A 26,447-nucleotide genomic window follows, 5' to 3' on the forward strand; every position below is an offset into this window, starting at 1 on the left:
GATTCAAAACACCCCTCGTTTCCCACCACGCCCTGATCGTGGCGGAGACGAACATCCTAAAAATGATTCGAGGGGATACATCTATGTTATTGCGTGCAGCATTAGCCGGTCTGGTACTGGCCTCATTCACCTTGTCTGCTCAAGCCGAAACCATCCGCATTGCCATCGGCACCCAGGACACCACGATCAACTGCGCCGCCGGCGGCCTGTTGATTCGCGAGTTGGGCCTGCTGGACAAATACCTGCCCCACGACGGCCCCTACAAAGACGCAAAGTACGATGTCGAGTGGAAGAACTTCACCAGCGGCGCGCCCCTGACCAATGAGATGGTCGCCGGCAAACTCGACTTCGGCGCCATGGCCGACTTCCCCGGTTCGTTCAATGGTGTGGCGTTCGAAACCGCGGGCAAGCACAGCCTGTTCATCAGCGTGCTCTCGGGCAGCATCAAGGGCAGTGGCAACGGCATCGTGGTGCCGAGCGCCTCGAGTGTGCAGTCGCTGGCCGAACTCAAGGGCAAGACCATTTCCGTGCCGTTCGCCTCGACGGCGCACGGCATGTTGCTGCGGGCGGTCGCGGCCCAAGGCTGGGACCCACTGAAAGACGTGAACATCATCGCCCAGCCGCCGGAAGTTGCAGGCTCGGCCCTGCAGGCCGGGAAGATCGATGCCCACGCTGACTTCGTGCCGTTCGCCGAACTGTTCCCCAGCCGTGGTTTCGCTCGCAAGATCTATGACGGCGCCCAAGCCAATGCCCCGACCTTCCATGGTGCGCTGGTGGACCAGGCCTACGCGAAGAAGTACCCGGAAATCGTTGTGGCTTACCTGCGGGCGAGCATCGAAGCCAACCAGTTGCTGGCGGCTGAACCGGAGAAATACAGCGAGTTGATCGCCAAGGTCACTGGCGTCGATGCGGAGGTCAATTACCTGTTCCACGGTCCGCTGGGCGTGCAAACCCGCGACCTGAGCTGGAAGCCGGAATATCGTCAGGCCGTCGGGACTGCCATCGATACCCTCAAGCTGTTGAAGAAGGCTGATCGCGGTCTCGATCTGAATACCTTCATCGACGACCAATACATCCGCGCTGCGTTCAAGGCCTCGAAGCTGGATTACACCGCGCAACTGGCCAACTACGGGCAGGCGCCGCTCAAGGCGGTGGATGCGTCGAGCGGCAAAGCGATTACCGATTTCAGCCATGTGGCGGAGATCTGGGTGCGGGGTGAGCCGAAGGTTCGGCAGTACGCCTCGGCAGAGTCGGCGTTCACCGCGTTGGCCAGCCTGAAGCAGGAAGGCAAAAACATCCGCGCGGTGTATGCCCAGGCGAGTGACAGCGGGATCAAGTTGCTGGCGGATCAGGCGTGGTTTGCCAGTGATGCGAAAGGGCGCCTGAGCGCGTTTCTGCTCAAAGGCCAGGCCCAGCAATTTGCTGCGGCCCAAGGCGGAAAAGTCTTCGACTTCACCGATGCCACCACCCAGGCCGTCGCCACCCGCTGATCCCCAGAACGACTCGATCAAATGTGGGAGCGGGCTTGCTCGCGAATGCGGTGGATCAGTCGACATCAATGTTGAATGAAAAATCGCATTCGCGAGCAAGCCCGCTCCCACAGTGATCTCGGTTGAGAGGAAGTATTGTGTACAGATCCTATTTACGCTGGATCCCCCGAGCCGCGTCACTGCTGCTCTGCCTCCTATTCTGGCAACTCGCCGCCAGCCACCACTGGAACCTCGGCCTGGTCACCTTCGCCAACGTCCCGACGCCACTGGCGGTCATCGAAGCCGCCCTCGGCCTCGGCGACTCCGGCAAGCTCGCGCAACACCTCGGCAGCAGCATCAGCCGGGTCTTCGCCGGTTACCTCGCGGCGCTGATCATCGGCATCGCGTTGGGCCTGGCCATCGGTCGCTCGAAATGGGCTGAAGACCTGTTGCTACCACCGCTGGAAGTCCTGCGCCCGATCCCCGCCGTCGCCTGGATTCCACTGGCGATCCTGATGTTCCCCTCGTCAGAGCTGTCGATGGTCTTCATCACCTTCACCGGCGCGCTGTTCCCGATCCTGCTCAACACCGTGCATGGCGTCGAAGGCGTCGACCCACGGCTGATTGCCTCGGCGAAAAGCCTCGGGGCAGGGCGCCGGGCGATTCTGCTGGAGGTGATCCTGCCAGGCGCTGCGCCGAGCATCATCACCGGCCTCGCTATCGGTATGGGCACCTCATGGTTCTGCCTGGTGACCGCCGAAATGATCTCCGGCCAATACGGCATCGGCTATTACACCTGGGAGTCCTACACCATCCAGAACTACGCCGACATCGTGGTTGGCATGTTGCTGATCGGCGTACTGGGGATGGGCAGCAGCCTGCTGATCAAACGTCTGGGCGGGCTGCTCACGCCTTGGCACCGACCACGAGGAAAAGCCTGATGAGCGTGATGCAAACCCCTGAAGGGCGGATCGACATCCGACAATTGTCCATCGTCCTCGGCGAAGACAAGCAAGCCTTCGAAGCCGTGCAAGGTCTGGATTGCCAGATCGAACCGGGGCAATTCGTGTGCATTCTCGGGCCGTCCGGTTGCGGCAAATCGACTTTGCTCGGCGCGCTGGCCGGCCACCTGCAACCGCGAACCGGCACCCTGAAAGTCGACGGTGCGCCAGTCTCGGGCCCGTCCCCGCAACGCGGCATGGTGTTCCAGCACCACACGCTGTTCCCTTGGCGCACCGTGCGCGACAACGTGGCTTTCGGCCTGAAAATGCGTGGCATCGGCAAAACAGAACGCCACAAAGCCGCCGACGAAATCCTTGCCCTGGTGGGCCTCGAAGGGTTTGCCGAGCGCTGGCCTGATCAACTCTCCGGTGGCATGCAGCAACGGGTAGAAATCGCCCGGGTGCTGATCAACCGCCCGCGCCTGTTGTTGATGGACGAACCCTTCGGCGCCCTCGATGCGCTGACCCGGTTGAACATGCAGGAGCTGCTGCTGGACATCTGGACGCGAATTCGCACCACCGTGGTGTTCGTCACCCATGACATCGATGAAGCGCTGTTCCTCGCCGATCGGCTGCTGGTCATGAGTTCGCGCCCGGGCCGGATCATTGAAGACCTGCGCCTCGATTTCCCACGGCCACGCACCACCGAACTGGTCACCAGCCACGAGTTCTCCCGCTTGAAGCGTCATTGCCTCGAGTTGCTGCGTCACGAAGACGGTCGGCAGTTACCGCGCCTGAACCCTCTCGGACTTCCCCTTGAAAACAAACTGCCGCGATTTGCCCTATGACCTCTCTATTCGATGTAACCGATAACGACGACATTCTCGCCCTGCAACCGCGCCTGACGGATGAAGATCCCGGCGTGCGCAGAATTGCCCTGATCGAACTGGCCGACCTTGAAGAACCGGACGGTTTGCTGTGGCTGGTCAATCGCCTGGCGCAAGACCCGACCGAAGAAGTCCGCGCCGAAGCCGCACGCTTGCTCGAAGCCTGGGAGGACGAGCCGGTGGTGGAAGCGCTGTGCCAGGCGCTGACCGATCCTTCCCAAGCCGTGCAAGCCGCCGCCGCGCAAAGCCTTAGCCTGCTCAAGACCGAGGCGGCGGGCAAGGTGATTCTGCCGTGGACCGGGCATGCCGATATCAGTGTGCGCATCGCCGCTTTCAGAGCCTTGCGTGAGTTGCGCTTTCCCGATGCCGCCGCTGCCGCCTTAGAGGCATTGAGCGATGAAGACGCCAGCGTTCGCCGCGAAGCCGTTGGTGTACTCGGCTGGCTCAAGCAACTCGATGCCTTGCCGGCGCTTGCTCGATTGGCCAGTGACGACCCGGACACCGAAGTCCGCCGCGCCGCCACCGGTGCCCTGGGCCTGGCGTCCGACGCCCACGTGCTGCCGGCGCTGCGCCACGCCTTGCAGGACGAGGCCTGGCAAGTGCGCGAAGAAGCCGCCACCACGCTGGGCAAGGTCGGTCACGTCGACGCCGGCCCGGCCTTGGTCGAAGCCTTGAGTGACGATTACTGGCAAGTCCGCCTGCGCGCCACTCGTAGCCTCGGCCGGTTGCGTTACGTCCCGGCCCTTGAAGCGCTGATCGAAACCCTCGGCCACCGCATCAGCAACTTGCGCAAGGAAGCCGCCCTGGCCCTTGGAGAACTGAACGAGCGGGGCGCCATCGCACCCTTGCAAGCCGCGCAAGACGACGGCGACCCGGAAGTGCGCAAAGCCGTGCGCATCGCCTTGAGTCAGCTGCAATGAACCCGGTGGCGATTGGCAATTCCCAAGGTAAACAGCAGCTGCGGTTGAACTGGCCGGATGGTCGCGAACAGTTGCTGGATCACGCTGAATTGCGCCGCCAATGCCCGTGCTCGCAATGCCGGGCGTTTCGGTTGCAGGGGTTGAGGGTGAAAGTCGATGAGCGCATCCGTGTGGTCGAACTCAATTCCCAGGGCTACGGCCTGCAACTGATCTTCAGCGACGGCCACGAACGCGGCATCTACCCCTGGCCCTACCTGGCACAACTCACCCCAGAAACCACCTGAAATCCCTGTGGGAGCGAGCCTGCTCGCGAATGCGGACTGACATTCAGCACAGATGTCGACTGACACACCGTATTCGCGAGCAGGCTCGCTCCCACAAGTGGAAACCACAAAGTCTGGGGATTGAGGTGACTGGCGGTCCTTGCCAGAAAAAAGCCAAAAGAGTACAAATGTACTCCATGACGACTTTAACTCCCCGCCGTACCGCCATCCTGACCTTTATCCGCGATCGAATCGCCGAGCATGGCCAGTCCCCGAGCCTCGCTGAAATCAGCGAGGCGTTCGGTTTCGCCTCCCGCAGCGTGGCGCGCAAGCATGTGCTGGCGCTGACCGAGGCCGGTTTCATCGAGGTCAATGCGCATCAGGCCCGGGGCATTCGTTTGCTCGGGCAGCCGGCGCGGCCCGAGTTGCTGGACATTCCGGTACTCGGCCGGGTGGCGGCGGGTGCGCCGATCGGTGCCGATGCCGAGGTTCACAACCGCTTGCTGCTCGATCCGTCGATCTTCTCGCGGGTACCGGATTACATGCTGCGGGTCCAGGGCGACTCGATGATCGAGGACGGCATTCTCGACGGCGATCTGGTGGGCGTGCACCGTAATCCCGAGGCGTTCAACGGCCAGATCGTCGTCGCGCGACTCGACGGGGAAGTCACCATCAAACGTTTCGAACGGGTCGGTGAGGTTGTCAGATTGCTGCCACGCAATCCGGCCTATAAGCCGATCATCGTCGAAGCCAATCAGGACCTGGCCATCGAAGGGGTGTTCTGCGGTCTGGTGAGGCAAGGGTGATGGGCGCCGTCGTTGCGCTGGATACGCTGTTCAATGGCGGCCAGGTCTGGAAGGGCCGGCTTGCGCCACCGGCCGTCAGCCCGCAACCCACCGGGCATGCCGCGCTGGATGCGGCGTTGCCTACGGGTGGGTGGCCGGAAGCGGCGCTGACCGAAATCCTTTTGGCCGGGCAGGGCGTCGGTGAGCTGCAACTGGTGTGGCCGGCGCTGGCGCGGTTGTCCGCCGCGGGCGAGCGCATCGTGCTGGTGGCGCCGCCTTACGTGCCGTATCCCCAGGCGTGGCAGAACGCCGGGGTCGATCTGCGTCAGTTGTCGATCATCCAGGCCAGCGAACGCGATGCCTTGTGGGCTGCGGAACAATGCCTGCGTTCGGGCAGTTGCGGCGCAGTGCTGTGCTGGCCGCACAAGGCCGATGACCGGGCGTTGCGACGCTTGCAGGTGGCGGCGGAAACCGGCTCGACCCTGGCGTTTGCCTACCGCTCGATCAATGAGGCGATCAACCCTTCGCCAGCAGCGTTGCGCATCGCCATCGATGCCAGGCCTGCGCAATTGCGCGTGCTCAAGTGCCGGGGCGGGTTGGCGCGTTCGGCGCCGATTGCCTTCCCTGTGGGACATTGAGGTTGCCATGCGCTGGGTCTGTATTCTTTTCCCGCAATTGGCGCTGGACGCGGTACTGCGTCAGCGCGCCGATCCCGATGAGCCGCTGGCGCTGCTGACCGGCCCGGCCCAGCGTCGGGTGTTGCAAGCGGTCAACGCTTCGGCGCGGGCGCTGGGCTTGCGTCCGGGCCAGTCGATGACCGCCGCCCAGGCCTTGAGCAAAGGGTTTGTCACGGCTGAATACGACGCTGCCGAGATCGAGCACTGGCAGCAGTTTCTGGCCGCCTGGGCTTATCGATTCAGTTCACAAGTCAGCGTGCATTACCCGCGTGCGCTGGTGTTTGAAATCGAATCCAGCCTGGGGTTGTTCGGCGCCTGGCCGCAATTCGAGGCGCGGTTGCGGGCCGAGCTCGGCGAGTTGGGGTTTCGCCATCGGATTGTTGCCGCGCCCAACCCGGTGGCCGCACGGGTGCTGGCCAACGCTTATGACGGTCTGGTGGTGCCCGACGATCAAGTCTTGCAGCATCATCTTGGGCAGTTGCCCATCGACCGGGTCGGGCTGGAAACCAGCGTTGCCACCGCGTTGTCGCGCATGGGGTTGCGCACCTTGAGTCAGGTTCAGGCGTTGCCTCGCCATAGCCTGGCCCGGCGTTTCGAGGCCCAGGTGCTCAAGCATCTGGACGCCTTGCTCGGGTTACGGCGGCTGGCGCTGGCGTTCTACTTGCCGCCGGACCGCTTCGATGTGCGCATCGAGCTCAACTTCGACGTGCAGTCCCATCAGGCGCTGCTGTTTCCGTTACGCCGGCTGACCGGTGACCTGTCGGCGTTTCTTTGCGGTCGGGACAGCGGCGTGCAGCGTTTCGACCTGCACCTGGAACACGCCGGGTTGCCGGACACCGTCATCAAGGTCGGCCTGCTCAGCGCCGAACGTGATCCGGCGATGCTCTTTGAACTGGCCCGGGGCCGGTTGGAGCACGTCCAGGTCGAGGCCCCGGTGCGCGGTTTTCGCTTGCGCGCCGAAGACTTGCCGGCCTTCGTTCCCCAGCGCCAGGAACTGTTCGACGACCGCCCGCAGCAGTCCTTGCCGTGGGAGCAACTGCGCGAACGCTTGCGCGCGCGGTTGGGGGATGACGCGGTGCAGGGTTTGCGGTTCCAGGCCGATCACCGGCCGGAATGCGCGTGGCAGGCCAGTGTCGACAGTCAGCGCTGTGCAGGGCTGCCTGCGGTGCAACGTCCGGGCTGGCTGCTGACTGAACCGTTGGCGGTGCACGAAGGTTCGACGCGCATCCTGATGGGGCCGGAACGCATCGAGTCCGGTTGGTGGGACGGCGCCGATGTGCGCCGCGATTACTTCCTGATCGAAACCCGTTCCGGCCAGCAGGGCTGGGCCTATCGTGCGGTCGGTGAGGACGGCCCGTTGTGGCTGCAGGGCTGGTTCGCATGAGCGTCGACTATGCCGAGCTGCACTGCCTGTCTAACTTCAGTTTTCAGCGCGGTGCTTCCAGTGCCCTCGAACTCTTTCAGCGGGCGAAAAAGCAGGGCTATCAGGCCTTGGCGATCACCGATGAATGCACCCTGGCCGGTATCGTCCGCGCCTGGCAAGCGGCAAAATCCGTGGAGCTGCCGCTGATTATCGGCAGCGAAGTGCGCATCGAAAACGGTCCGAAACTGGTGTTGCTGGTGGAAAACCTCGAGGGTTACCAGACCCTGTGCCGACTGATTACCCGAGCCCGACGCCGCACGCAGAAAGGCCAGTATCAAGTGCTGCGGGAAGACTTCAGTGAACCCTTGCCGGGGCTGTTGGCGTTGTGGGTGCCGGACGCGGTCGATGACGTCGAACTGGGCCACTGGCTGAAACAGGCCTTCGCCGAACGCCTGTGGCTGGCCGTCCAGCTGCATCGCGGCCAGGACGATACCCGGCGACTGGCTGCGCTGCTGACCCTGGCGGGCGAACTGCGAATCCCGGCGGTGGCCAGCGGCGATGTGCACATGCACGCCCGTGGCCGGCGCGCCTTGCAGGACACCATGACCGCGATCCGTCATCACCTGCCGGTGGCCGAGGCCGGGCTGCGTCTTCATCCCAATGGCGAGCGGCATGTGCGCAGTCTCGAGGCGCTGCAATCGATCTACCCGCAAACACTGCTCGACGAAACGCTGACCATCGCCCGGCGCTGCACCTTCGACCTCGGTCAGTTGCGTTATCAATATCCTAGGGAGTTGGTCCCTGAAGGCCAGACAGCCACGTCCTGGCTGCGTCATTTGACCGAGAAGGGCATCGCGTGGCGCTGGCCAAAAGGCCCGCAGGCCCAGGTGCTGACGCAGATCGACAAGGAACTGGAGCTGATTGCCGAGCTGGGCTACGAAAGCTATTTCCTGACGGTTCACGACATTGTGCGATTCGCCCGTGAGCAAAAAATCCTGTGTCAGGGCCGTGGTTCGGCGGCCAACTCGGCGGTGTGCTTTGCCTTGGGCATCACGGAAATCGACCCGGATCGCACCACCCTGTTGTTCGAGCGCTTTCTCTCCAAAGAGCGCAACGAACCGCCGGACATCGACGTCGATTTCGAACACGAACGTCGCGAAGAAGTCCTGCAGTACGTGTTCCAGCGTTATGGCCGGACCCGCGCGGCGTTGACGGCGGTGGTCAGCACGTATCACGCGGCCGGCGCGGTGCGTGATGTGGCCAAGGCCCTGGGTTTGCCGCCGGATCAGATCAACGCCCTGGCCGATTGCTGTGGCCACTGGAGTGATGAAACACCGCCCGTGGAGCGCCTGCTTGAAGGCGGGTTCGATCCCGAGAGCCCGGTGCTGCGCCGGGTGCTGAGCCTGACGGGGCAACTGATCGGTTTCCCCCGACACCTGTCCCAGCACCCCGGTGGTTTCGTGATTTCCGAGCAGCCTCTGGACAGCCTGGTCCCGGTGGAAAACGCCGCCATGGCCGAGCGCACCATCATCCAGTGGGACAAGGACGACCTCGATGCCGTCGGGTTGCTCAAGGTGGATATCCTGGCGTTGGGCATGCTCAGTGCAATCCGCCGCTGTTTCGATCTGTTGCGCCGTCATCGCCATCGGGACCTGAGCCTGGCGACGATCCCGTCCGAAGACTCGCAAACCTACGACATGATCGGTCGTGCCGACACCATCGGCGTGTTCCAGATCGAGTCCCGGGCGCAGATGTCGATGCTGCCGAGGCTCAAACCCCGGACCTTCTACGATCTGGTGATCGAGGTGGCCATCGTCCGTCCGGGGCCGATTCAGGGCGGGATGGTGCATCCGTACCTGCGACGCCGAAACAAGGAAGAACCCGAGATCTATCCGTCCCCGGCACTGGAAACCGTGCTCAAGCGCACACTGGGCGTGCCGCTGTTCCAGGAACAAGTGATGCAAATTGCGATTGTCGCCGCCGACTACAGCCCCGGCGAGGCCGATCAGTTGCGCCGCTCCATGGCCGCCTGGAAACGCCACGGCGGGCTGGAGCCGCACAAGGATCGCCTGGCCGCCGGGATGAAGAAAAACGGCTACACGGCCGAGTTTGCCGCGCAGATCTTCGAGCAGATCAAAGGCTTCGGCAGCTACGGTTTTCCCGAGTCCCACGCCGCCAGTTTCGCCTTGCTGACCTACGCCAGTTGCTGGTTGAAATGCCACGAGCCGGCGGCCTTCGCCTGTGCGCTGATCAACAGCTGGCCCATGGGTTTCTATAGCCCGGACCAGATTCTGCAGGACGCGCGCCGGCATCATTTGCAGATTCGCCCGGTGGACGTGCGCGCCAGTGACTGGGATTGCAGCCTCGAACCGATCACCGGAGCCCAGCCGGCGATTCGCATGGGGTTGCGGATGATCAAGGGCTTTCGCGAGGACGATGCCCGGCGCATCGAAACGGCGAGGTCGAAGGGGGCGTTTATCGACATTGCCGACCTCGGCGAACGGGCGCGACTCGATGCCCGCGTCCAGGAACAACTGGCCGATGCCGGTGCGCTGCGTGGCCTGGCCGGTGACCGTCATCGGGCGCGCTGGGAAGTGGCGGGTGTGCAGAAACAGCTCGGCTTGTTTGCCGGTCTGCCGAGTCAGGAGGAGGGCGCGGTGTCGTTGCCCAAACCCACCGTCGGCGAGGACCTGCTAGCCGATTACAACAGTGTCGGCACCACGCTCGGTCCGCATCCGCTGGCGTTGTTGCGGGGTGAATTGAAAGCCCGGCGCTGCCGCAGTTCGAAGGAACTGCTGGAGGTCGAGCATGGACGACCGGTCAGCGTCGCCGGGCTGGTGACCGGTCGACAACGCCCGGGCACCGCCAGTGGTGTGACCTTTGTCACCCTTGAAGATGAGTTCGGCAATGTCAACGTCATCGTCTGGCGCGACCTGGCCGATCGGCAGCGCCAGGTGTTGGTCGGCTCGCAATTGCTCAAGGTCGACGGGCGTTGGGAAAAGGAAGGCGAGGTGCGGCATTTGATTGCCGGACGGTTGAGCGATTTGAGCCCATTGCTCGACGGCATCAGTGTGCGCAGCCGGGATTTCCGCTGAACATTAAAGCCACCCCTCACCCCAGCCCTCTCCCCACAGGGGAGAGGGGGAAAGGGAGCAGATTTGTGTTGTTTCAGATCCCGAGCTCGACTCGATATTGCAGGTCGATGTAAATCAAAAAAACACCTCACCCTAACCCTCTCCCTCCGGGAGAGGGTTAGGGTGAGGGGGGATCTACCTGACACACCCACGCCCTCATTTACCCAAAGGCCAAAACCTTTCGCCACCCCCCGGCGTCTCCGTCCACGCCTGCAACGAGCGCGTCGGTAGATCGAAATAATCCCGCGTGCGCGCATACCCATGCCCACCCATCCGGCCAATCGCATCGAGCCCGAGCTGATCGATATACAAGGTTTTCGGGTCGATCAATTCATCCCGCACATGGGCCATCAGCACTTCGCCAAAGATAATCTCCCGGGACTGTCCGATGGACAGCGCCATCATCCGCCGACATTCCAACGCCACCGGTGCTTCCCCAATCCGTGGGCATTTGACCGTGGTCCCGGGGATGGCAGTAAGGCCGGCGGCCGTCAGTTCGTCGAAACCGGGGGCGAACGGCACGGCGCAGACGTTCATGGCTTCCACCAGGGCATCGCTGACAATGTTTACGGTGAATTCCTGGTTGAGCTGGATATTGCGCGTGGTGTCCTTGGGGCTTTGGTCGCCGTAGTTTTCCACGCCCAACGCGAGGATCGGCGGGTCGGCCGAGAGGGCGTTGAAGAAGCTGAAGGGTGCGGCGTTGATCCGGCCTTCGCCGTCGATGGTGGTGACCAGGGCAATCGGCCGTGGCACCACGCTGCCGATCAGAATCTTGTATTTGTCTCGTGGGCTCAATTGGCTGAAGTCGAAGCTTTGCATGGGCAGAATTCTCTAAAGAAGGGGATCAATCGCGCTCAGCGGCGCGTGTGCGCTGTAGTCATCCGCGAACGGGATGGCCGGTTTGAACAGGCCTTTCCAGTTCGGTTGGCCGAAGGCCCGGTCGCTGTGGCTGCGCATCAGTTTTTCGAATTGTTGTTGGGCCTGGCGTTGCAGGGCGGGGTAGTCGACGCCTTGAACCTGACCGTCCTGCATCACGCAGCGGCCGTTGATGTAGCTGGCGATGCAGTCGTCACCGCGTCCGGCCAATACCAGGTTTTTCAGTGGGTCGAACAGCGGCCCCAAATGCAGGCCGCGAAGGCTGAACACCGTGATGTCGGCTTTGGCGCCCGGTGCCAAGCGGCCCAGATCATCGCGGCCCAAGGCTTTGGCGCCGCCGAGAGTGGCGGCGTTGTACAAATCCAGGGTGCTGGTGAGCAAGTTCCCGCCCTCCATCAATCGCGCGATGTTCAGACCCTGGCGCATGTTTTCCAGCAAATCCGCTGGCCAGGTGTCGGTGCCCAAAGCGAAGTTGATGCCCTTGGCCCGATAGCGACCGAAGGAGTTCAGCGCCTCGCCGTCACGGGCAAACACCACCGGGCAATGCACCAGACTCGCGTCGCCATCCACCACGCGTTGCAGATCGTCATCGCCTGAGATGTAGATGCCGTGGGGCAGCAGTGTGCGCGGGGTCAGCAGGTCCAATTGCTGCAACCAGCCCAGCGGCGAAGTACCGCGCAGTTGCTCGACCATCGCCACCTCCCCGAGCCCTTGGCAGCAATGCAAACGCATCGGCGCGTTCAGTTCCCGGCTGATCGCAGCAGTGCGTTGTAGCAGAGCCGGGGTGCAGGTCTGGATACGGTCCGGCAGCAACGCGCCGCGAATCAAACCCTCGTGCGCGCCGTCGAAATCATGGAAAAACCGAGCAGCTGCGTCGAGCCCGGCCATACCTCGCGCTTCATCCCAGTGATGCCCGAGGCTTCCATCGGCGCGCCAGTAACTCATGCCGCTCATGTAGCAGGGGCCGAGGTAAGTCCGCAGCCCCAACTCGGCAGCCACACCGGCCACCGCAGAAAACTCGTCGTAGGTTTCGGCCCACTCGCGGTAATACATCGAGGTGATCGGCATGGCGGTGGTGATGCCGTTGCGGATCAGCTGAGTGAAGGCGTAGCGATATTTGAAGACTTCTTCATCCGGGCTGTAACTCTCCCGCGGACCGCTCGCCAGATAGTCCTCGGACCACATCCGGCCCATGTCGCGTTCGTCGCCGTTGTCCAGCGTCAGCACCGTCGAATCAAGATCCCCGAGTGCATCCAGATCGATGAAGCCCGGACCGATCAACGCGTTGCCATAATCAATCCACTGATCCACCGGCCCCGGATAGTCACGCCCGACAAACACAATGCGCGAACCTTCGAACACCACTTCGCCGTCGCGCCACAGCACATGCTGTGTGCCGTCGAACCCGACCACGCAACTGGCTTTCAATCCAATCCTTTTCACAAACGGCTTTCCAGCAGTTGGCCACCGGAGGCGATCAACTCACCGCCGCGATAAACCTGCCGCACCGGCCGCGACACCACCGCCTCACCCAGCGTCTGCACTGGCATCAGCAAAAAGTCCGCCGGTTGGCCGATCTCCAGCCCATAACCTTCACAGCCCAACGCCCGAGCGCCATTCACCGTCGCGGCTTCGAACGCCGCCGTCAGTTCATCGTCCTTGTTCAAGTCGAAACGAAAGGCCAGCAGCATCGCCCGTTCCAGCATGTCGCCATTGCCCATGGGCGACCAGGCATCACGAATGCCGTCCGAACCCAGGCAGACATTCACCCCGGCCTCACGCAAGGCGAGGAACGGCGGCACCGCGCAATCGGCCGGTGCCGAACTCATCAGCGAAATGCCCAGCGCCGCGAGGCGTTCGGCCACCGGTTTGACCTGGCTCCACGGCAACATCCCAAGGCAGTAAGCGTGGCTGATCATCACCCGACCCTGACGCCCGAAACGTTCGGTGTAGTCGGCGATCAGTGCGATCTGCCACAGGCCCAGCTCGCCCTTGTCGTGCAGGTGAATGTCGACGCCACGCTCGAATTCGCTGGCCAGCTTAAACACAAAGTCGAGCTGCGCGATCGGGTCGTTGTCGATGCCACACGGGTCGAGGCCGCCGACGTTTTCCACGCCCAGGGCCATCGCTTCGCGCATCAGTTCGGCGGTGCCGGGGCGGCTGATCAGGCCGGTTTGCGGGAACACCACCAGTTGCAGGTCGATCAGGTCGCGGTAGCCTTCGCGCAGCTGTTGCATGGCCTCGACATGGCGCAGGCCGAATTCCGGGTCGATGTCGACGTGACAACGCATCGTCAGCGAGCCTCGGGCGATGCAGTTTTCCAGCAAGGCGCCCGCACGCTGGGCAATCGGCGCCTGGACTTCACGCAGCACGCGGCGCTCGTTGGCGATGTAGTCCTTGAGCGTCGGGCCGGCGCTGTTCGGGCGCCAGGCTTGACCCCAGAGGGTTTTGTCGAGGTGGACGTGGCTTTCAACCAGGGCGGGGGTGAGGAGCTGGTTTTGGCCGTCGATGTCGGTGGTGGTCAGGGCGGCGCTTGATGCAGGGCGGCGTTGCTTGAACAGGCCGTTTTCGATCAGCAGGTCTTCGGCGGTTGAACCGTAGGGCCGCACGTTGCGCAGCCAGCGGGGTTGATTCATTGCATACCTCGAATTTTGTAGTGTTCAGGCGGGCCTCATCGCGAGCAGGCTCGCTCCCACATTTGAAATGCATTCCCCCTGTGGGAGTGAGCCTGCTCGCGATGGCCGCGACGCGGTCTAGGATCAGCCTTTGAGCTTCGACCAGATCCGGTCCTGCAGCTCGCGCGCCTTGTTGCTGCACTCTTTCTCCGGGCGCAAGCGCGAGGCGAACTCGTCGGGCATGTTGATCGCGTCCATCACCCGCCATTTGGCGTCGATCAGCTTGTCGCTCTGGATGCCGTTGGCGTAGGCGATGGCGTTGGACACGGCGGCGGCGTTTTCCGGTTTCATCATCCAGTCGATGAAGATCTTCGCGTTGCCAGGGTGCGGGGCGCTTTTCGGTACGGCGAAGTTGTCCTGGAACATCGCCAGGCCTTCGCGCGGGTACACGTACTTGATGGTGCTTTTTTGCAACGTGGCCCGGGCGGTGGAGCCGTTCCAGTTCTGCATCATGATCACTTCACCGGAGGCCATGCGGTCGACGGTGTTGTCCGAGCTGTACATCTTCAAGTGCGGTTTCTGTTTTTGCAGCAGCTCCAGAATGCGCTTGGCGTCCTGCGGGTTTTCGCTGCATTCGTCGACGTTCAGGTAATGGCTGGCGGCGTTGATCACACTGCTGGAGGTGTCGAGGGCGGCGAGTTGGCCTTCGAGTTCCTTGCGCGGTTCGAAGAACTCTTTCCATGAATCGTCCAGTTTGCCGCCGGGCACCCGCGCGCTGTCATAGGAAAATCCGGTGGTGCCCCACAGGTACGGGGCGGAGAACTTGCGGCCCGGGTCGAAACTCGGGTCGCGGAAGGCCGGTTTGACGTACTGGAAGTTGGGCAGGGTCGACGCGTCGATTTCCAGCAACAGGTCCTGTTTGATCAACGTGCGCATGATCGACTGCGACGGCACGATCACGTCATACGCCGCGCCACCGGCCTGCAACTTGGCCAGCAGGGTTTCGTTGCTGTCGTAGCCGTCCATGGTGACCTTGATCCCGGTCTCCTTTTCGAACTTGGCCAGCAGATCAACCGGGTAGTAGTCGGTCCAGTTGTAGAAGAACAATTCCTTGGGTTCGGCGGCCTGGGCGGTGAACGCCGTGAAGCAACTCAGGGCCAGACCGGCGATAGCGAAACGCATGCTTTTTGTTTTCATTGGCTTTTTATTCATAACAGCAGGCTCCAGGCTCATTGGTTTTTGCCGCGCTGTCCCAGCCAGAAGGCCAGCACCACCAGCACGATGGAAATCACCAGCATCAGGGTCGAAATCGCGTTGATCTCCGGCGTGACACCGGACTTGATCGCCGAGAAGATGTACACCGGCAACGTCGTCGAACCGGGTCCGGCGACGAAGAAGGTCATGATGAAATCGTCGAGGCTGACCACGAACGCCAGCACCGAACCGGACAACACCGCCGGCCACAACAGCGGCAAGGTGACCCGGCGAAACACCTGCCACGGGTTGGCGTACAAATCGTTCGCCGCCTCCAGCAAGCTCTTGTCCAGGTCATTGAGCCGCGCACGGATCGGCAGGTACGCGAAAGGAATGCAGAAGCCGATGTGCGCGACGATCACCGTCAGCAAACCGAGCTTGATCCCCAGCGCCATGAACAGCAGCAGCGTGGCCACGGCGGTGACGATCTCCGGCAGGATCAGCGGCAGGTTGATCCCGCCCTCGACCATCTTCTGTCCATAGAACGGCCGGTACGTCGCCAACGCCGCGAGCAAGGCAATGGCCGTGGCGCAGACCGTGGCGATGCTGGCGACGATGATCGAGTTCAGCGCGGCGGTCTGGATCGACGGGTTGGCCAGAATCCTTCCGTACCAGGCAAAGGAGAACTCGGTCCACACTGTGGCCGAACGGTTGGCGTTGAAGCTGTAGGCGATCAGCACGAAGATCGGCACGTACAGATACGCCAGGATCAACAGGCTGACTTCGCGGGTCAGGGGCAGTTTTTTCAGGTGCAGGGCGATCATGCGGTGGCTCCCCGACGCAGGGTCTTGGCGGCGTTGCGGCTATAAAGGGCGTAAAGCACCAGCGAAAGCAGCAGAATCCCCAGCAGCAGGAACGACAGCGAACTGCCCAGCGGCCAGTTGCGCGCGGTGCCGAACTGTTGCTGGATCAGGTTGCCGATCATCAGCGTCTTGCCGCCGCCGAGAATCGCCGGGGTGATGAAGGCGCCGAGGCTCGGCACAAACACCAGCAGTGCACCGGCAATCACGCCGGGCATCGACAGCGGCAGGATGATCCGCTTCAGCGCATGCCAGCGATTGGCGCCGAGGTCGTACGCCGCTTCCACCAGACGCCAGTCGAGTTTTTCCAGGGTCGAGTAGATCGGCAAAATCATGAACGGCAAGAAGCTGTAGACCAGCCCGACGCTGACCGCGAAGTCGTTGTAGAGCAGGGTGATGCCACCCGCCTGGGGGAACAGCGCGTTGAGGCTCTGAGCAACCCAGCCATGCTCGCGCAGGATGATCAGCCAGGCGTAGTTGCGGATCAGCAGGTTGGTCCAGAACGGAATGGTGATCAGCAAGACCATGAGGTTGCGTCGCTGCGGCGTCAGGCTCGACATCCACAACGCCACCGGGAAGCCGAACAGGAAACACAGCAACGTGGTGCCACCGGCCTGGAACACCGAGCGCAACAGCGCCTGGGCGTAGACCCAGTTCAGTTCCAGTTCACCGTCGAAACCTTCCTGGAAAAACAGCTGCACGTAGCTTTGCAATTGCCAGTTGGCCTGCCAGTCGACGCCGCCATACACGTTGCGCGGCAACAGGCTGATGTAGCCCATGATGCCGAGCGGAATGGCGATCAGCGCCAGCAAAGTCAGAACCACCGGGCTGAGCAACAGCGCGCGGTTGAGGGCGGGAGAAGTGCTGCTGACGCTCATCTCAGGCCTCCATCAACAGACAGGCGTGGGGCGGCAGGTTGACCGCGACGCGATCACCGACCACCCGGCCACGGTTCAGGCCTTCGTTGTTCTCGCGCAGCATGACCTTGATGTCGTTGTTCAACCGGCACTGGTAAAGGGTCGCGGTGCCGACATACAACACCGCTTCAATCACGCCGCGCAGGTGATGCGGTTGCGCCGGGTCGACCAATTGCGAACGTTCCGGGCGGAACGCCAGTTGCACGCTGGCGCCGTCGAAGCCTTGAGCCGGGCAAGGGATTTCCACCGGCATGCCGCTCGGCACGAACAGTTTTTCGTTCTGCTGGCCGCGCTTGAGGTGGCCGGGGAGGAAGTTGATGTCGCCGATAAACTGCGCAACGAAGCGGTGCTGCGGCCGTTCGTAGATATCGTTCGGTGTGCCGATTTGCAGGATCTTGCCGGTGGACATCACGGCGATGCGGTCGGACAGGGTCAGCGCTTCTTCCTGATCGTGGGTGACGAAAATGAAGGTGATCCCGGCTTCCTTCTGTACGCGCTTGAGTTCGACCTGCATTTCCTTGCGCAGCTTCAAGTCCAGTGCCGACAGCGGTTCGTCGAGCAACAGCACTTTGGGTTTCGGCGCCAGGGCCCGGGCCAGGGCCACGCGCTGCTGCTGGCCACCGGACAACTCGGCCGGTTTGCGCTCGGCCAGGTGTTGCATTTGCACCAGCGCGAGCATCTCATCGACGCGCTGGGCAATTTGCTTGCGATCAAGACCCTGCATCTCGAGGCCGAAGGCGATATTCTGCGCGACGCTCATGTGCGGAAACAGCGCGTAGCTCTGGAATACTGTGTTGACCCGGCGCTTGAACGGTGGCAAATCATTGACCGGTTCGCCCGCCAGACGAATCTCGCCTTCGCTGACCTGTTCGAAGCCGGCGATGGTGCGTAGCAAGGTAGTTTTGCCGCAGCCGGAAGGGCCGAGCAGGGTGAAGAATTCATTGTCGGCAATGTCGACTGAAACGTTGTCGAGGGCTGGAGCCAGCCCCGGATCGTCGGAATACCGCTTGGAGACGTTACGCACTTCAATCGCTGTTGGATGACCCATATTGGTGCATTCCTCTAATTATTGTATGCAATATCTGGATGCAATCTAGAAATAACCGGATTAATCTGCTCGTGCAACCCCCTTTTTCAAAGGCTGCTCATCGCCTGGGGCCGGTTGTTTAGCGCTAAAGGAGTGTTCAGATGACCGAGAAAAAACTCGAGACCACGGTCGACCGCGTCTACCAAGGGGTTTACGAGGCGATCAGCAAACGTTCATTGCGTCCCGGGATGAAGCTCGGCGAAGCGTCATTGGCCGAACTTTTTAATGTCAGCCGGACGTCGGTTCGTGCCGCGCTCAAACAGTTGGAGGCCGATGGCCTGGTCACCACCGAGCCCAACAAAGGGGCGTCGGTGTCGTTGCCCAGTGATGAGGAGATCCGCTCGCTGTTTGAAACGAGGCGCCTGATCGAGATCGGCATCGTCACTGAGCTCTGTCGTCGTCGTGATACGGCAGTGACCCAAGACCTGCGCGATCACCTGTTGCTTGAGGATGAAGCTCACCGCAGTGGCGACCATGAACGGTTGATTCATTTGCTCGGCGAATTCCATATCAAGCTCGCGCAAAGCCTCAACAATCCGGTGTTGCTGGACTGGTTTCGCAAGCTGATTTCCCGCGCCTCGCTGTACGCCGCTGCGCTGGATGACGACAGTCACGAGGCTTGCCGCGACGACGAACATCTGCGGCTGATCGAGTACATCGAAGCGGGCAATCAGAGCGCCGCGATCGAACTGACCTGCATGCATTTGAATGGCATCGAGAAGGCCATTCTCGACGTCGCCGCCACGCTGAAAACCGGTTACCACCCGCTCAAGCACCTGATCGAGGTGTAGCCACGCTGAAACCTCGTAGCAGGGCACGCTCCATGGCCATAAAAATCTGCAGATCAAGAATCAGCTAACCTCTATGAAACCATTGGCGACGGCGATGCTCGAAACAAACGGGCACGCACCGTCCTCATGCCGTTGCGATCCCTTAAGCCAGTCATCTACAGGGATACAGAGTCAGTCGATGCAGTTTCTAGACGATAGCCATGGGTGTGCAGGCTGGAACGGTGAAATGGCCGGGCGCATTCGCGCGTTCGACTGGAGCCTGACTGAGCTTGGGAACATGGACTCCTGGCCCAGAAGCCTGTGCAGCGCGGTGCAGTTGATGCTCGCCTCGCCACTGCCGATGGTGATGCTGTGGGGCCGACCGGGTTACATGGTCTATAACGACGCGTATTCGAAGTTTGCCGGTGGTCGCCATCCTTACCTGTTGGGTTCCCCGGTGGAGCTGGGCTGGCCGGAAGTCGCCGAATTCAATCGGCATGTGGTCGACACCTGCCTGGCCGGCGGCACCTTGTCCTATCGCAACAAAGTACTGGAGCTGCTGCGCGACGGGGTTCCCGAAGACGTCTGGCTGGACCTCTATTACAGCCCGGTGGCGGATGATGACGGGAAACCGGCCGGGGTCATGGCGATGGTGGTCGAGACCACCAAACATGTGATTTCCGAACGCCGCCGTCAAGCCGCCGAGGACGCCTATCACGCCGACAACGAACGGGTACGCCTGGCACTCAATGCCGGGGCTTTGCTCGGCTCGTTCGTCTGGGACATCAAGGACAATGTGCTCTCCGGCGATGAGCGTTTCGCCCGCACTTTTTCCTACCCGCCCGAGCAAAACCTGGCCGACTTGCCGATGGACGTCGTCGAAGCACGGATCCATCCCGATGACCGCAGCTGGGTGCAGGAGCAGGTCAAGCAATCAGTGAAAACCGGCGAACCCTTTAACGCCGAGTATCGGGTCCTGCGCCCGGATGGCAGTTATCTGTGGGTGCTGGCGAGTGGTGGCTGCGAGTTCAATCAGCAGGGCGAGCCGTTCCGTTTTCCCGGGGTGTTGATCGATATCCACGAACGCAAGACTGCCGAAGAATCCCTGCTCAAGTTCACCCGCAACCTGGAGCAACGCGTTGCCGACGAAGTCGAAGCGCGGCTGGCTGCTGAAGAACAACTGCGTCAATCACAGAAACTCGAAGCCATCGGCGGCCTCACCGGCGGCGTGGCCCATGACTTCAACAACCTGTTGCAAGTGATCGCCGGCAACCTGCACTTGCTGGCGCGGCATGAACCGGACAACGCCAACGTGCAGCGCCGGGTCAGTGCTTCGATTGCCGCGGTCGAGCGCGGCGCCAAACTGTCTTCACAACTGCTCGCGTTCGCCCGCCGTCAGCCCTTGTCGCCAGCGGTCTGCGACCTGCGCCAGGTCTTCGATGGACTCGGGGAATTGTTACAGCGGGCGCTGGGGGAAACCATCCAGATCAATGTCACCGCGGCCGAAGCCCTTTGGCACATCTACGTGGACCACAATCAACTGGAAAACGCCATCCTCAATCTGGCGATCAATGCCCGGGACGCCATGAACGGCGAGGGGACCATTGACCTGAGCGCCGAGAACATTGCCCTTGATAGCAAGTTTTGTGCAGGCAAGGGCATCGTCGCCGGCGACTATGTCTGTGTAGCAGTGGCTGACAAGGGTATCGGCATGTCGCCGCAGGTACTCGCACAGGCTTTCGAACCGTTTTTTACCACCAAGGCCGATGGCCAGGGCACGGGGCTGGGCCTGAGCATGGTGTTCGGTTTCGTCAAGCAAAGTGGCGGGCATATCGAGATTTCCAGTGTGGTCGGGCGGGGCACTCGGGTGCAGCTGTATTTCCCTCGCAGCCTGCGGCCGATGCTCAACGAAACGACACGTCATGACCCGCAACAGCGAGGCGGACACGAAACCATTCTGGTGGTCGAAGACAACGAGGCGGTGCGCAGCTCAGCGGTGGAATTACTGCGCGAAGAAGGTTATCAAGTCCTGACGGCTGCCAACGGTGACGTCGCGATGCAGATGTTGCTGGATGGCGCGGTGGTGGACCTGATTTTCACCGACGTGGTCATGCCCGGCCTGATCAAAAGCTCGGACCTGGCCGCCTGGGCCAAGGTGCAGACGCCGCCGGTGGCCGTGCTGTTCACCTCGGGCCACACCCGTGACATTATCTCGCGCAATCACCAACTCAGCCCGGATACCTATTTGCTGAGCAAACCTTATGGCCCCGAGGCGCTTACCCAAATGGTTTGCACCGTCCTCAACGGCTGAACAGATTCAATGTGGGAGCGAGCCTGCTCGCGATGGCGGTCTGTCAGGTACATTAATGTTGTATGTGCCACCGTCATCGCGAGCAGGCTCGCTCCCACATTGGTCGGTGTTTTTCCGCTAGCTAATTTAAGGCCCTTCATGACGTCCAAGCGCACTTCCAACCCTCCCTCCGGCATGGTCAGGGTGCGCGGCGCCCGGGAACACAATCTCAAAAACGTCGATGTCGACATCCCCCGGGATGCCCTGGTGGTGTTCACTGGCGTGTCCGGTTCGGGGAAGTCGTCGCTGGCGTTCTCGACCCTCTATGCCGAAGCGCAACGCCGCTATTTCGAATCCGTGGCGCCTTATGCGCGGCGTCTGATCGATCAGGTCGGCGTGCCGGACGTCGACTCGATCGAAGGCTTGCCGCCGGCGGTGGCGCTCCAGCAACAACGGGGTACGCCGAGCACGCGCTCTTCGGTGGGCAGTGTGACGACGTTGTCGAGCCTGATCCGCATGCTGTACTCCCGGGCCGGCAGTTATCCGCCGGGACAGCCGATGCTCTATGCCGAAGATTTTTCGCCCAACACGCCCCAGGGCGCGTGCTCCGACTGTCATGGGTTGGGGCGGGTGTATGAAGTCACCGAAGCATTGATGGTCCCGGACCCGAGCCTGACCATTCGCCAGCGCGCGGTCGCCTCTTGGCCCACCGCCTGGCAGGGACAGAACCTGCGCGACATCCTGGTGACGATGGGTTACGACGTCGACAAACCCTGGCGCGATCTGCCGAAAAAACTGCGCGACTGGATTCTCTTTACCGAAGAAACACCCACGGTGCCGGTGTATGCCGGGCTCACCCCCGAAGAAACCAGAGTCGCGCTCAAACGCAACATGGAACCGAGTTACCAGGGCACGTTCACCGGCGCCCGGCGCTATATCCTGCACACCTTCAGCCATTCCCAAAGCGCGTTGATGAAGAAGCGCGTTTCGCAATTTATGCTCGGCAGCCCGTGCCCGTTGTGCGACGGCAAACGGCTCAAGCGCGAGGCGTTGTCGGTGACCTTTGCCGGTTACGACATTGGCGAGTTGTCGCAGATGCCGTTGCTGCAAGTGGCCGAAGTCTTGAAGCCAGTGGCCGCTCACAGCTACCTCGAACAGACCGAGGCGGCGGGCGAAGTATTGACGCACGACCAAACCCGCGAGGCCCGCGAGCAACGAGTGGCCCACGGCGCCAGTGGTCACGCCAACGCGCCGGATGTACGCCACACACCGAACCTGTCAGTAGAGAAACGCCTGGCCGCGCAGCGGATCGCTCAGGACTTGCTGGAACGGGTCAGCACGTTGACCGATCTGGGGCTCGGTTACCTGGCGCTGGAACGCAGCACGCCGACGCTGTCGTCCGGCGAGTTGCAGCGTCTACGCCTGGCGACGCAATTGGGTTCGCAGTTGTTCGGCGTGATCTACGTGCTGGATGAACCCTCGGCCGGATTGCACCCGGCGGATGGCGAAGCATTGTTCGAAGCCCTGCAACGCTTGAAGGCTGCCGGCAACACCTTATTCGTTGTCGAACATGACCTGGAAACCATGCGCCGCGCCGACTGGCTGATCGACGTAGGCCCGGCGGCCGGCGAACATGGCGGCCAAATCCTGTACAGCGGACCGCCGCCAGGGTTGGCGCAGGTGACGAACTCGCAGACGCGCGCTTACCTGTTCGCCGAGCAGGTCACTCAGCCTCAAGCCAGCCGTAAGGCGAGAGATTGGCTACGGCTGGAAGGCATCACTCGCAATAATCTGAACAACCTCAGCGTCGAGTTTCCGCTGGGCTGTTTTACCGCGGTGACGGGCGTCTCCGGTTCCGGTAAATCAAGCCTGGTCAGTCAGGCGTTGCTGGAACTGGTGGGCGCGCATCTCGGGCGTGCGGCAAGTGACAGCGAGCCGCAAGAGTTGAGCCTTGAGGACGACGCACCGCAAATGAGCGGCGGTCAAGTCACGGCGGGGCTGGAATCGATCAAGCGCCTGGTGCAAGTCGACCAGAAACCCATCGGCCGCACACCGCGCTCGAACCTGGCGACCTACACCGGGCTGTTCGACAACGTGCGCAAACTCTACTCCGCCACACCCGAGGCGCAGGCCGAGGGTTACGACGCGGGCCAGTTTTCCTTCAACGTCGCCAAGGGCCGTTGCTCGACGTGCGAGGGTGAAGGCTTTGTCAGCGTCGAGTTGCTGTTCATGCCCAGCGTCTATGCACCGTGCTCGACCTGCCACGGCGCGCGCTACAACCCCGAGACGCTGGCAATCATCTGGCAAGGGTTGAACATCGCCCAGGTGTTGCAGCTGACGGTGGACGAAGCGGTCACGGTATTCGCCGAACAACCGGGCATTCGCCGCTCGCTGGAGGTGCTGCGCGATATCGGCCTGGGTTACCTGCGCCTCGGCCAGCCGGCGACCGAGCTGTCGGGCGGTGAAGCCCAGCGGATCAAACTGGCCACCGAACTGCAACGTAACCAGCGCGGGGCCACGTTGTATGTGCTCGACGAGCCCACCACCGGTTTGCACCCAAGGGATGTCGATCGCTTGCTCGAACAGTTGAATACCCTGGTGACGGCGGGGCATACAGTGATCGTCGTCGAACATGAAATGCGCGTGGTGGCGCAGAGTGACTGGGTGATCGACATCGGCCCGGGGGCGGGGGATCAGGGCGGGAAGATAGTCGTCAGTGGGACGCCGCAGAAAGTGGCCAACAGCAAAAAGAGCCGGACGGCACCGTTCCTTGCAAGAACTCTGGGCTAAATCAAAAGATCGCAGCCTGCGGCAGCTCCTACAAAGGATCGGCGTACACCTGTAGGAGCTGCCGAAGGCTGCGATCTTTTGATCTTAAGTGCCGTCGAGCGTGCGCCGCACCTTGTCCAGCAGTTCGTTGATCTGGAACGGCTTGATCAGCATCTCCATGCCATCGCCGAGGAACACCTGACGGTTGATGGCGGTTTCGGCGTAACCGGTCATGAACAGGATCGGCAGTTTTTCGCGCCAGCCCCGTGCCACATCGGCCAGCTCGCGGCCGCTCATGCGCGGTAGGCCGACGTCTGTCAGCAGCAGGTCGATGGACTCATCGTTTTGCAGGCGCTCGAGGGCACCTTCGATGTCGCCCACCTGCGTGCAACGGTAACCGGCATCCACCAACACTTCGGCCACGAACATGCGCACCGACGGCGTGTCCTCGACGATCAACACATGTTCGCCGGCACCCTGATGATCGCCGGTGGCTGACTCGGCTTCACCGGCCGTGGGGTCGGGGCTGGCCGGCAGCATGATGGTGACTTCGGTGCCGCGCCGGGCGACGCTGCGGATGTGCGCATCGCCACCCGATTGCCGGGCGAACCCGTAGAGGGTCGACAACCCCAGCCCGGTGCCCTGGCCCAGCGGTTTGGTGGTGAAAAACGGGTCGAACACCTTGTCGATCACGCTGTGTTCGATACCGGTACCGTCATCGCGCACAGACAACGCGACATACGCACCATCGGCGAGATTGGGGTCGCCATGGGAATAGGCCGCATAGGTGCTGACCCAAATGTTGCCGCCCTGGGGCAAGGCATCGCGAGCGTTGATCACCAGGTTGAGCATCGCGCTTTCGAGCTGAATGGGGTCGACCAGGGCGATGGCGGCTTTAGAGGTCAATTCGAGTTTCAGCGCGATGCGCTCGCCGATGGTGCGCACCAGCAATTCTTCAAGGGAACGCACGTGTTCGTTGATGTCCACGGGCCGGGTATCGAGTGGCTGTTGGCGGGCGAAGGCGAGCAGGCGATGGGTCAGGGATGCGGCACTCATGGCCGAGTTCAAGGCGGCTTCGGCGTAAAACTGAACCTTGTCGGTGCGTGAGGCGGCAACCCGTTTCTGGATCAGTTCCAGGCTGGTGATGATGCCGGTCAGCAAGTTATTGAAGTCGTGGGCGATGCCCCCGGTCAGCTTGCCCAGTGCGTCCATTTTCTGCACTTGCAGCAGTTGAGCTTCGGTTCGCGCTCGCTCGGCGACTTCTTTGGCCAATTGGGTGGTGGCGTCGTCCAGCCGGGCCAGGTGCGAGCGTTCGCGGTGACGGTGTTCAGTGACATCCTCGACAAACACCAGGCTCAGTTCCGGCGTGCGATACGGCGAAATCTGCCACTCGGTTTCGCGAACCTCGCCGTGGACCCGCATGCTCAGCGTGCCTTTCCAGCGCTCGCCGTAGGCCAGACGCAGGCGCAGTTCCTCGATGACGACATCCTGGTCCTCGGCAAAGCACTCGCGCAGGGTCTCCGGGTTGAGGTTGTTCTGAATCAACTGCGCGAAGGCATGGTTGCATTCATGCACTTTCAACTCGGCATCCAGCACCGCGATGGGCGCCGACACATTGACAAAGATTTCCCGAAACCGCGCCTCGCTTTCGCGCAGGGCATTTTCGGTATCACGCACCCGCAGCAAGGTGCGCAAGGTCGCGAGCAGTACATCCGGATCCACCGGGTGGATCAGGTAGGCATCGGCACCCGCGTCCAGGCCGGTAATGATGTCGCCGTTCTGGATCGAGGCCGCCGAGACGTGAATCACCGGGAGCAGGGCGGTGGCGGGTTCGGCGCGCAGTTTGCGCACGATGTCGAAGCCGCTCATGTCCGGCAGATTGACGTCGAGGATCAGCGCGTCGATCGTCACGCTGTCGATCAGCTCCAGGCCCTCGGTGCCGGTGCTGGCTTCGAGCACTTCATAGCCGTGGCGCTCCAGGCGCCGGCGTAGGGCGTAGCGCGTGGCGACGTTGTCGTCGACGATCAGCAAACGGATGTCACGCTTCATCGACGGGCTCCATGGCGATGGCCAGCGGGATAGACACTCAATCTGACTCATGGGTGTCTCGACAGGCCCTCGCTGTACAGGATCAACAAGTGTCCGTTCACTTGAGCATAGTCAAAGGGTTGCGCCTTTCGATATTGGCCGCCGCCGATGCCGGGGTGAGAGGCCAGGTCGCATGGCGACGAACGGGCACCGCTGGTCTGATAGGCGGTCGACAGAACCGGCTAACCGAGGCCATTCTGATGGTTGGTGAACGCAATTGATCGCGTTTGCCTCCGATCAACAAACGGAGGTGTTCCATGCCGGTGCCACACGACCTTTATCAGGATCTCAAGCTTTCAAAGGAAGATATCCAGCAAAAACGCACCAAGGATCCGTTACTGGATTCACTGATCAACAAGTATTCGCAGGCGGATGCCGAGGTCGTAAAGGCTGAATCCGCAAAATCGGATGCGCCCACTGATGACGCATTGAAGAAACTCAAGGCGAAGCGCGTGGAGGTTAAGCAAAAGATCGTTGATCGACTCCAGACGCCGTCCTGACGCGCCCTGTCTGGTCACCGACGACCGGTGACTGAAAAATTG

Annotated in this window: 21 protein-coding genes and 1 pseudogene; 13 read left to right on the forward strand and 9 right to left on the reverse strand. The window is 61.9% G+C overall.

The window, feature by feature from the left end; translation table 11 throughout:
* Positions 1–83 precede the first annotated feature (83 nt).
* From ACYZTZ_RS10160 to ACYZTZ_RS10200, 9 genes are all read left to right on the forward strand, one after another.
* Entirely contained in the window at positions 84–1,490 is a 1,407-nt protein-coding gene (locus ACYZTZ_RS10160; protein ID WP_461998078.1) for an ABC transporter substrate-binding protein, read from the forward strand.
* Between the two features lie 137 nt (positions 1,491–1,627).
* Positions 1,628–2,410, forward strand: coding sequence for an ABC transporter permease (locus ACYZTZ_RS10165; protein ID WP_461998079.1), 783 nt, complete (start codon positions 1,628–1,630; stop codon positions 2,408–2,410).
* Positions 2,410–3,258 carry an ABC transporter ATP-binding protein gene (locus ACYZTZ_RS10170; protein WP_461998080.1) on the forward strand — a complete coding sequence of 283 codons (849 nt, stop codon included), beginning with the start codon at positions 2,410–2,412 and terminating at the stop codon, positions 3,256–3,258. The genes ACYZTZ_RS10165 and ACYZTZ_RS10170 overlap by 1 nt, the downstream gene beginning before the upstream one ends.
* The gene (locus ACYZTZ_RS10175) at positions 3,255–4,217 is read left to right on the forward strand and encodes a HEAT repeat domain-containing protein (RefSeq protein ID WP_461998081.1); all 963 of its coding nucleotides are present in this window, start codon (positions 3,255–3,257) and stop codon (positions 4,215–4,217) included. The genes ACYZTZ_RS10170 and ACYZTZ_RS10175 overlap by 4 nt, the downstream gene beginning before the upstream one ends.
* The gene (locus tag ACYZTZ_RS10180) at positions 4,214–4,501 is read left to right on the forward strand and encodes a DUF971 domain-containing protein (protein WP_461998082.1); all 288 of its coding nucleotides are present in this window, start codon (positions 4,214–4,216) and stop codon (positions 4,499–4,501) included. Before ACYZTZ_RS10175 ends, ACYZTZ_RS10180 begins: the two co-directional genes overlap by 4 nt.
* Before the next feature lie 167 nt (positions 4,502–4,668).
* Complete coding sequence (gene lexA, locus ACYZTZ_RS10185) at positions 4,669–5,286, forward strand: transcriptional repressor LexA (RefSeq protein WP_461998083.1); 618 nt, start codon at positions 4,669–4,671, stop codon at positions 5,284–5,286.
* Positions 5,286–5,903 (forward strand): translesion DNA synthesis-associated protein ImuA, encoded by a 618-nt coding sequence (gene imuA / locus ACYZTZ_RS10190; protein ID WP_461998084.1) that lies wholly within the window; start codon positions 5,286–5,288, stop codon positions 5,901–5,903. The genes lexA and imuA overlap by 1 nt, the downstream gene beginning before the upstream one ends.
* 7 nt (positions 5,904–5,910) lie before the next feature.
* Entirely contained in the window at positions 5,911–7,326 is a 1,416-nt protein-coding gene (locus tag ACYZTZ_RS10195) for a Y-family DNA polymerase (protein WP_461998085.1), read from the forward strand.
* A complete protein-coding gene (locus ACYZTZ_RS10200; protein WP_461998086.1) occupies positions 7,302–10,400 on the forward strand; it encodes an error-prone DNA polymerase in 3,099 nt (1,032 codons plus the stop codon). Before ACYZTZ_RS10195 ends, ACYZTZ_RS10200 begins: the two co-directional genes overlap by 25 nt.
* A 195-nt stretch (positions 10,401–10,595) precedes the next feature.
* Here ACYZTZ_RS10200 and ACYZTZ_RS10205 read toward each other — a convergent pair whose 3' ends face one another.
* The 7 genes from ACYZTZ_RS10205 to ACYZTZ_RS10235 all read right to left on the reverse strand — a co-directional run bounded on the left by ACYZTZ_RS10205 (position 10,596) and on the right by ACYZTZ_RS10235 (position 17,949).
* Positions 10,596–11,258, reverse strand: a complete 663-nt coding sequence (locus ACYZTZ_RS10205) for a flavin reductase family protein (protein WP_461998087.1) — start codon at positions 11,256–11,258, stop codon at positions 10,596–10,598.
* A gap of 12 nt (positions 11,259–11,270) precedes the next feature.
* The gene (locus ACYZTZ_RS10210) at positions 11,271–12,758 is read right to left on the reverse strand and encodes an amidohydrolase family protein (protein WP_461998088.1); all 1,488 of its coding nucleotides are present in this window, start codon (positions 12,756–12,758) and stop codon (positions 11,271–11,273) included.
* Positions 12,755–13,951 (reverse strand): amidohydrolase family protein, encoded by a 1,197-nt coding sequence (locus ACYZTZ_RS10215; RefSeq protein WP_461998089.1) that lies wholly within the window; start codon positions 13,949–13,951, stop codon positions 12,755–12,757. Before ACYZTZ_RS10215 ends, ACYZTZ_RS10210 begins: the two co-directional genes overlap by 4 nt.
* A gap of 123 nt (positions 13,952–14,074) precedes the next feature.
* Positions 14,075–15,127 (reverse strand): extracellular solute-binding protein, encoded by a 1,053-nt coding sequence (locus ACYZTZ_RS10220; protein WP_462000658.1) that lies wholly within the window; start codon positions 15,125–15,127, stop codon positions 14,075–14,077.
* 32 nt (positions 15,128–15,159) lie between these two features.
* Positions 15,160–15,948, reverse strand: coding sequence for an ABC transporter permease (locus tag ACYZTZ_RS10225; RefSeq protein ID WP_008154998.1), 789 nt, complete (start codon positions 15,946–15,948; stop codon positions 15,160–15,162).
* Positions 15,945–16,862: an ABC transporter permease gene (locus ACYZTZ_RS10230; RefSeq protein ID WP_461998090.1), complete on the reverse strand. Its 918-nt coding sequence runs from the start codon at positions 16,860–16,862 to the stop codon at positions 15,945–15,947. Before ACYZTZ_RS10230 ends, ACYZTZ_RS10225 begins: the two co-directional genes overlap by 4 nt.
* Position 16,863: 1 nt before the next feature.
* A complete protein-coding gene (locus ACYZTZ_RS10235) occupies positions 16,864–17,949 on the reverse strand; it encodes an ABC transporter ATP-binding protein (protein WP_461998091.1) in 1,086 nt (361 codons plus the stop codon).
* Between the two features lie 140 nt (positions 17,950–18,089).
* On the opposite strand from ACYZTZ_RS10235, the gene ACYZTZ_RS10240 reads away from it, so the two are divergent.
* The 3 genes from ACYZTZ_RS10240 to uvrA all read left to right on the forward strand — a co-directional run bounded on the left by ACYZTZ_RS10240 (position 18,090) and on the right by uvrA (position 23,838).
* The gene (locus tag ACYZTZ_RS10240) at positions 18,090–18,779 is read left to right on the forward strand and encodes a GntR family transcriptional regulator (protein WP_008154995.1); all 690 of its coding nucleotides are present in this window, start codon (positions 18,090–18,092) and stop codon (positions 18,777–18,779) included.
* 178 nt (positions 18,780–18,957) lie between these two features.
* Entirely contained in the window at positions 18,958–21,069 is a 2,112-nt protein-coding gene (locus ACYZTZ_RS10245; protein ID WP_461998092.1) for a hybrid sensor histidine kinase/response regulator, read from the forward strand.
* Positions 21,070–21,207: 138 nt separating this feature from the next.
* Positions 21,208–23,838, forward strand: coding sequence for an excinuclease ABC subunit UvrA (uvrA, locus tag ACYZTZ_RS10250; RefSeq protein WP_461998093.1), 2,631 nt, complete (start codon positions 21,208–21,210; stop codon positions 23,836–23,838).
* Positions 23,839–23,922: 84 nt separating this feature from the next.
* Here the strand turns inward: uvrA and ACYZTZ_RS10255 are convergent, their stop codons facing one another.
* Both ACYZTZ_RS10255 and ACYZTZ_RS10260 read right to left on the reverse strand, forming a co-directional pair.
* A complete protein-coding gene (locus tag ACYZTZ_RS10255; RefSeq protein WP_461998094.1) occupies positions 23,923–25,866 on the reverse strand; it encodes a response regulator in 1,944 nt (647 codons plus the stop codon).
* Between the two features lie 62 nt (positions 25,867–25,928).
* A pseudogene (locus ACYZTZ_RS10260) lies at positions 25,929–26,033 on the reverse strand (ATP-binding protein); the annotation flags it as partial.
* A 129-nt stretch (positions 26,034–26,162) separates the two neighbouring features.
* Between ACYZTZ_RS10260 and ACYZTZ_RS10265 the strand changes: the two are divergent.
* Positions 26,163–26,405 (forward strand): DUF465 domain-containing protein, encoded by a 243-nt coding sequence (locus ACYZTZ_RS10265; protein ID WP_056740730.1) that lies wholly within the window; start codon positions 26,163–26,165, stop codon positions 26,403–26,405.
* Positions 26,406–26,447 lie beyond the last annotated feature (42 nt).

It is taken from the genome of Pseudomonas sp. LB3P58, assembly GCF_054897895.1.

What these genes read in the sequence shown, in the direction of transcription:
- ACYZTZ_RS10160 (WP_461998078.1), top strand. Translation starts at nt 84, where the DNA reads ATGTTATTGCGTGCAGCATTAGCCGGTCTGGTACTGGCCTCATTCACC.
- ACYZTZ_RS10170 (WP_461998080.1), top strand. Translation starts at nt 2,410, where the DNA reads ATGAGCGTGATGCAAACCCCTGAAGGGCGGATCGACATCCGACAATTG.
- ACYZTZ_RS10175 (WP_461998081.1), top strand. Translation starts at nt 3,255, where the DNA reads ATGACCTCTCTATTCGATGTAACCGATAACGACGACATTCTCGCCCTG.
- ACYZTZ_RS10180 (WP_461998082.1), top strand. Translation starts at nt 4,214, where the DNA reads ATGAACCCGGTGGCGATTGGCAATTCCCAAGGTAAACAGCAGCTGCGG.
- lexA (WP_461998083.1), top strand. Translation starts at nt 4,669, where the DNA reads ATGTACTCCATGACGACTTTAACTCCCCGCCGTACCGCCATCCTGACC.
- imuA (WP_461998084.1), top strand. Translation starts at nt 5,286, where the DNA reads ATGGGCGCCGTCGTTGCGCTGGATACGCTGTTCAATGGCGGCCAGGTC.
- ACYZTZ_RS10195 (WP_461998085.1), top strand. Translation starts at nt 5,911, where the DNA reads ATGCGCTGGGTCTGTATTCTTTTCCCGCAATTGGCGCTGGACGCGGTA.
- ACYZTZ_RS10205 (WP_461998087.1), bottom strand. Translation starts at nt 11,258, where the DNA reads ATGCAAAGCTTCGACTTCAGCCAATTGAGCCCACGAGACAAATACAAG.
- ACYZTZ_RS10215 (WP_461998089.1), bottom strand. Translation starts at nt 13,951, where the DNA reads ATGAATCAACCCCGCTGGCTGCGCAACGTGCGGCCCTACGGTTCAACC.
- ACYZTZ_RS10220 (WP_462000658.1), bottom strand. Translation starts at nt 15,127, where the DNA reads ATGAAAACAAAAAGCATGCGTTTCGCTATCGCCGGTCTGGCCCTGAGT.
- ACYZTZ_RS10225 (WP_008154998.1), bottom strand. Translation starts at nt 15,948, where the DNA reads ATGATCGCCCTGCACCTGAAAAAACTGCCCCTGACCCGCGAAGTCAGC.
- ACYZTZ_RS10230 (WP_461998090.1), bottom strand. Translation starts at nt 16,862, where the DNA reads ATGAGCGTCAGCAGCACTTCTCCCGCCCTCAACCGCGCGCTGTTGCTC.
- ACYZTZ_RS10235 (WP_461998091.1), bottom strand. Translation starts at nt 17,949, where the DNA reads ATGGGTCATCCAACAGCGATTGAAGTGCGTAACGTCTCCAAGCGGTAT.
- ACYZTZ_RS10240 (WP_008154995.1), top strand. Translation starts at nt 18,090, where the DNA reads ATGACCGAGAAAAAACTCGAGACCACGGTCGACCGCGTCTACCAAGGG.
- ACYZTZ_RS10245 (WP_461998092.1), top strand. Translation starts at nt 18,958, where the DNA reads ATGCAGTTTCTAGACGATAGCCATGGGTGTGCAGGCTGGAACGGTGAA.
- uvrA (WP_461998093.1), top strand. Translation starts at nt 21,208, where the DNA reads ATGACGTCCAAGCGCACTTCCAACCCTCCCTCCGGCATGGTCAGGGTG.
- ACYZTZ_RS10255 (WP_461998094.1), bottom strand. Translation starts at nt 25,866, where the DNA reads ATGAAGCGTGACATCCGTTTGCTGATCGTCGACGACAACGTCGCCACG.
- ACYZTZ_RS10265 (WP_056740730.1), top strand. Translation starts at nt 26,163, where the DNA reads ATGCCGGTGCCACACGACCTTTATCAGGATCTCAAGCTTTCAAAGGAA.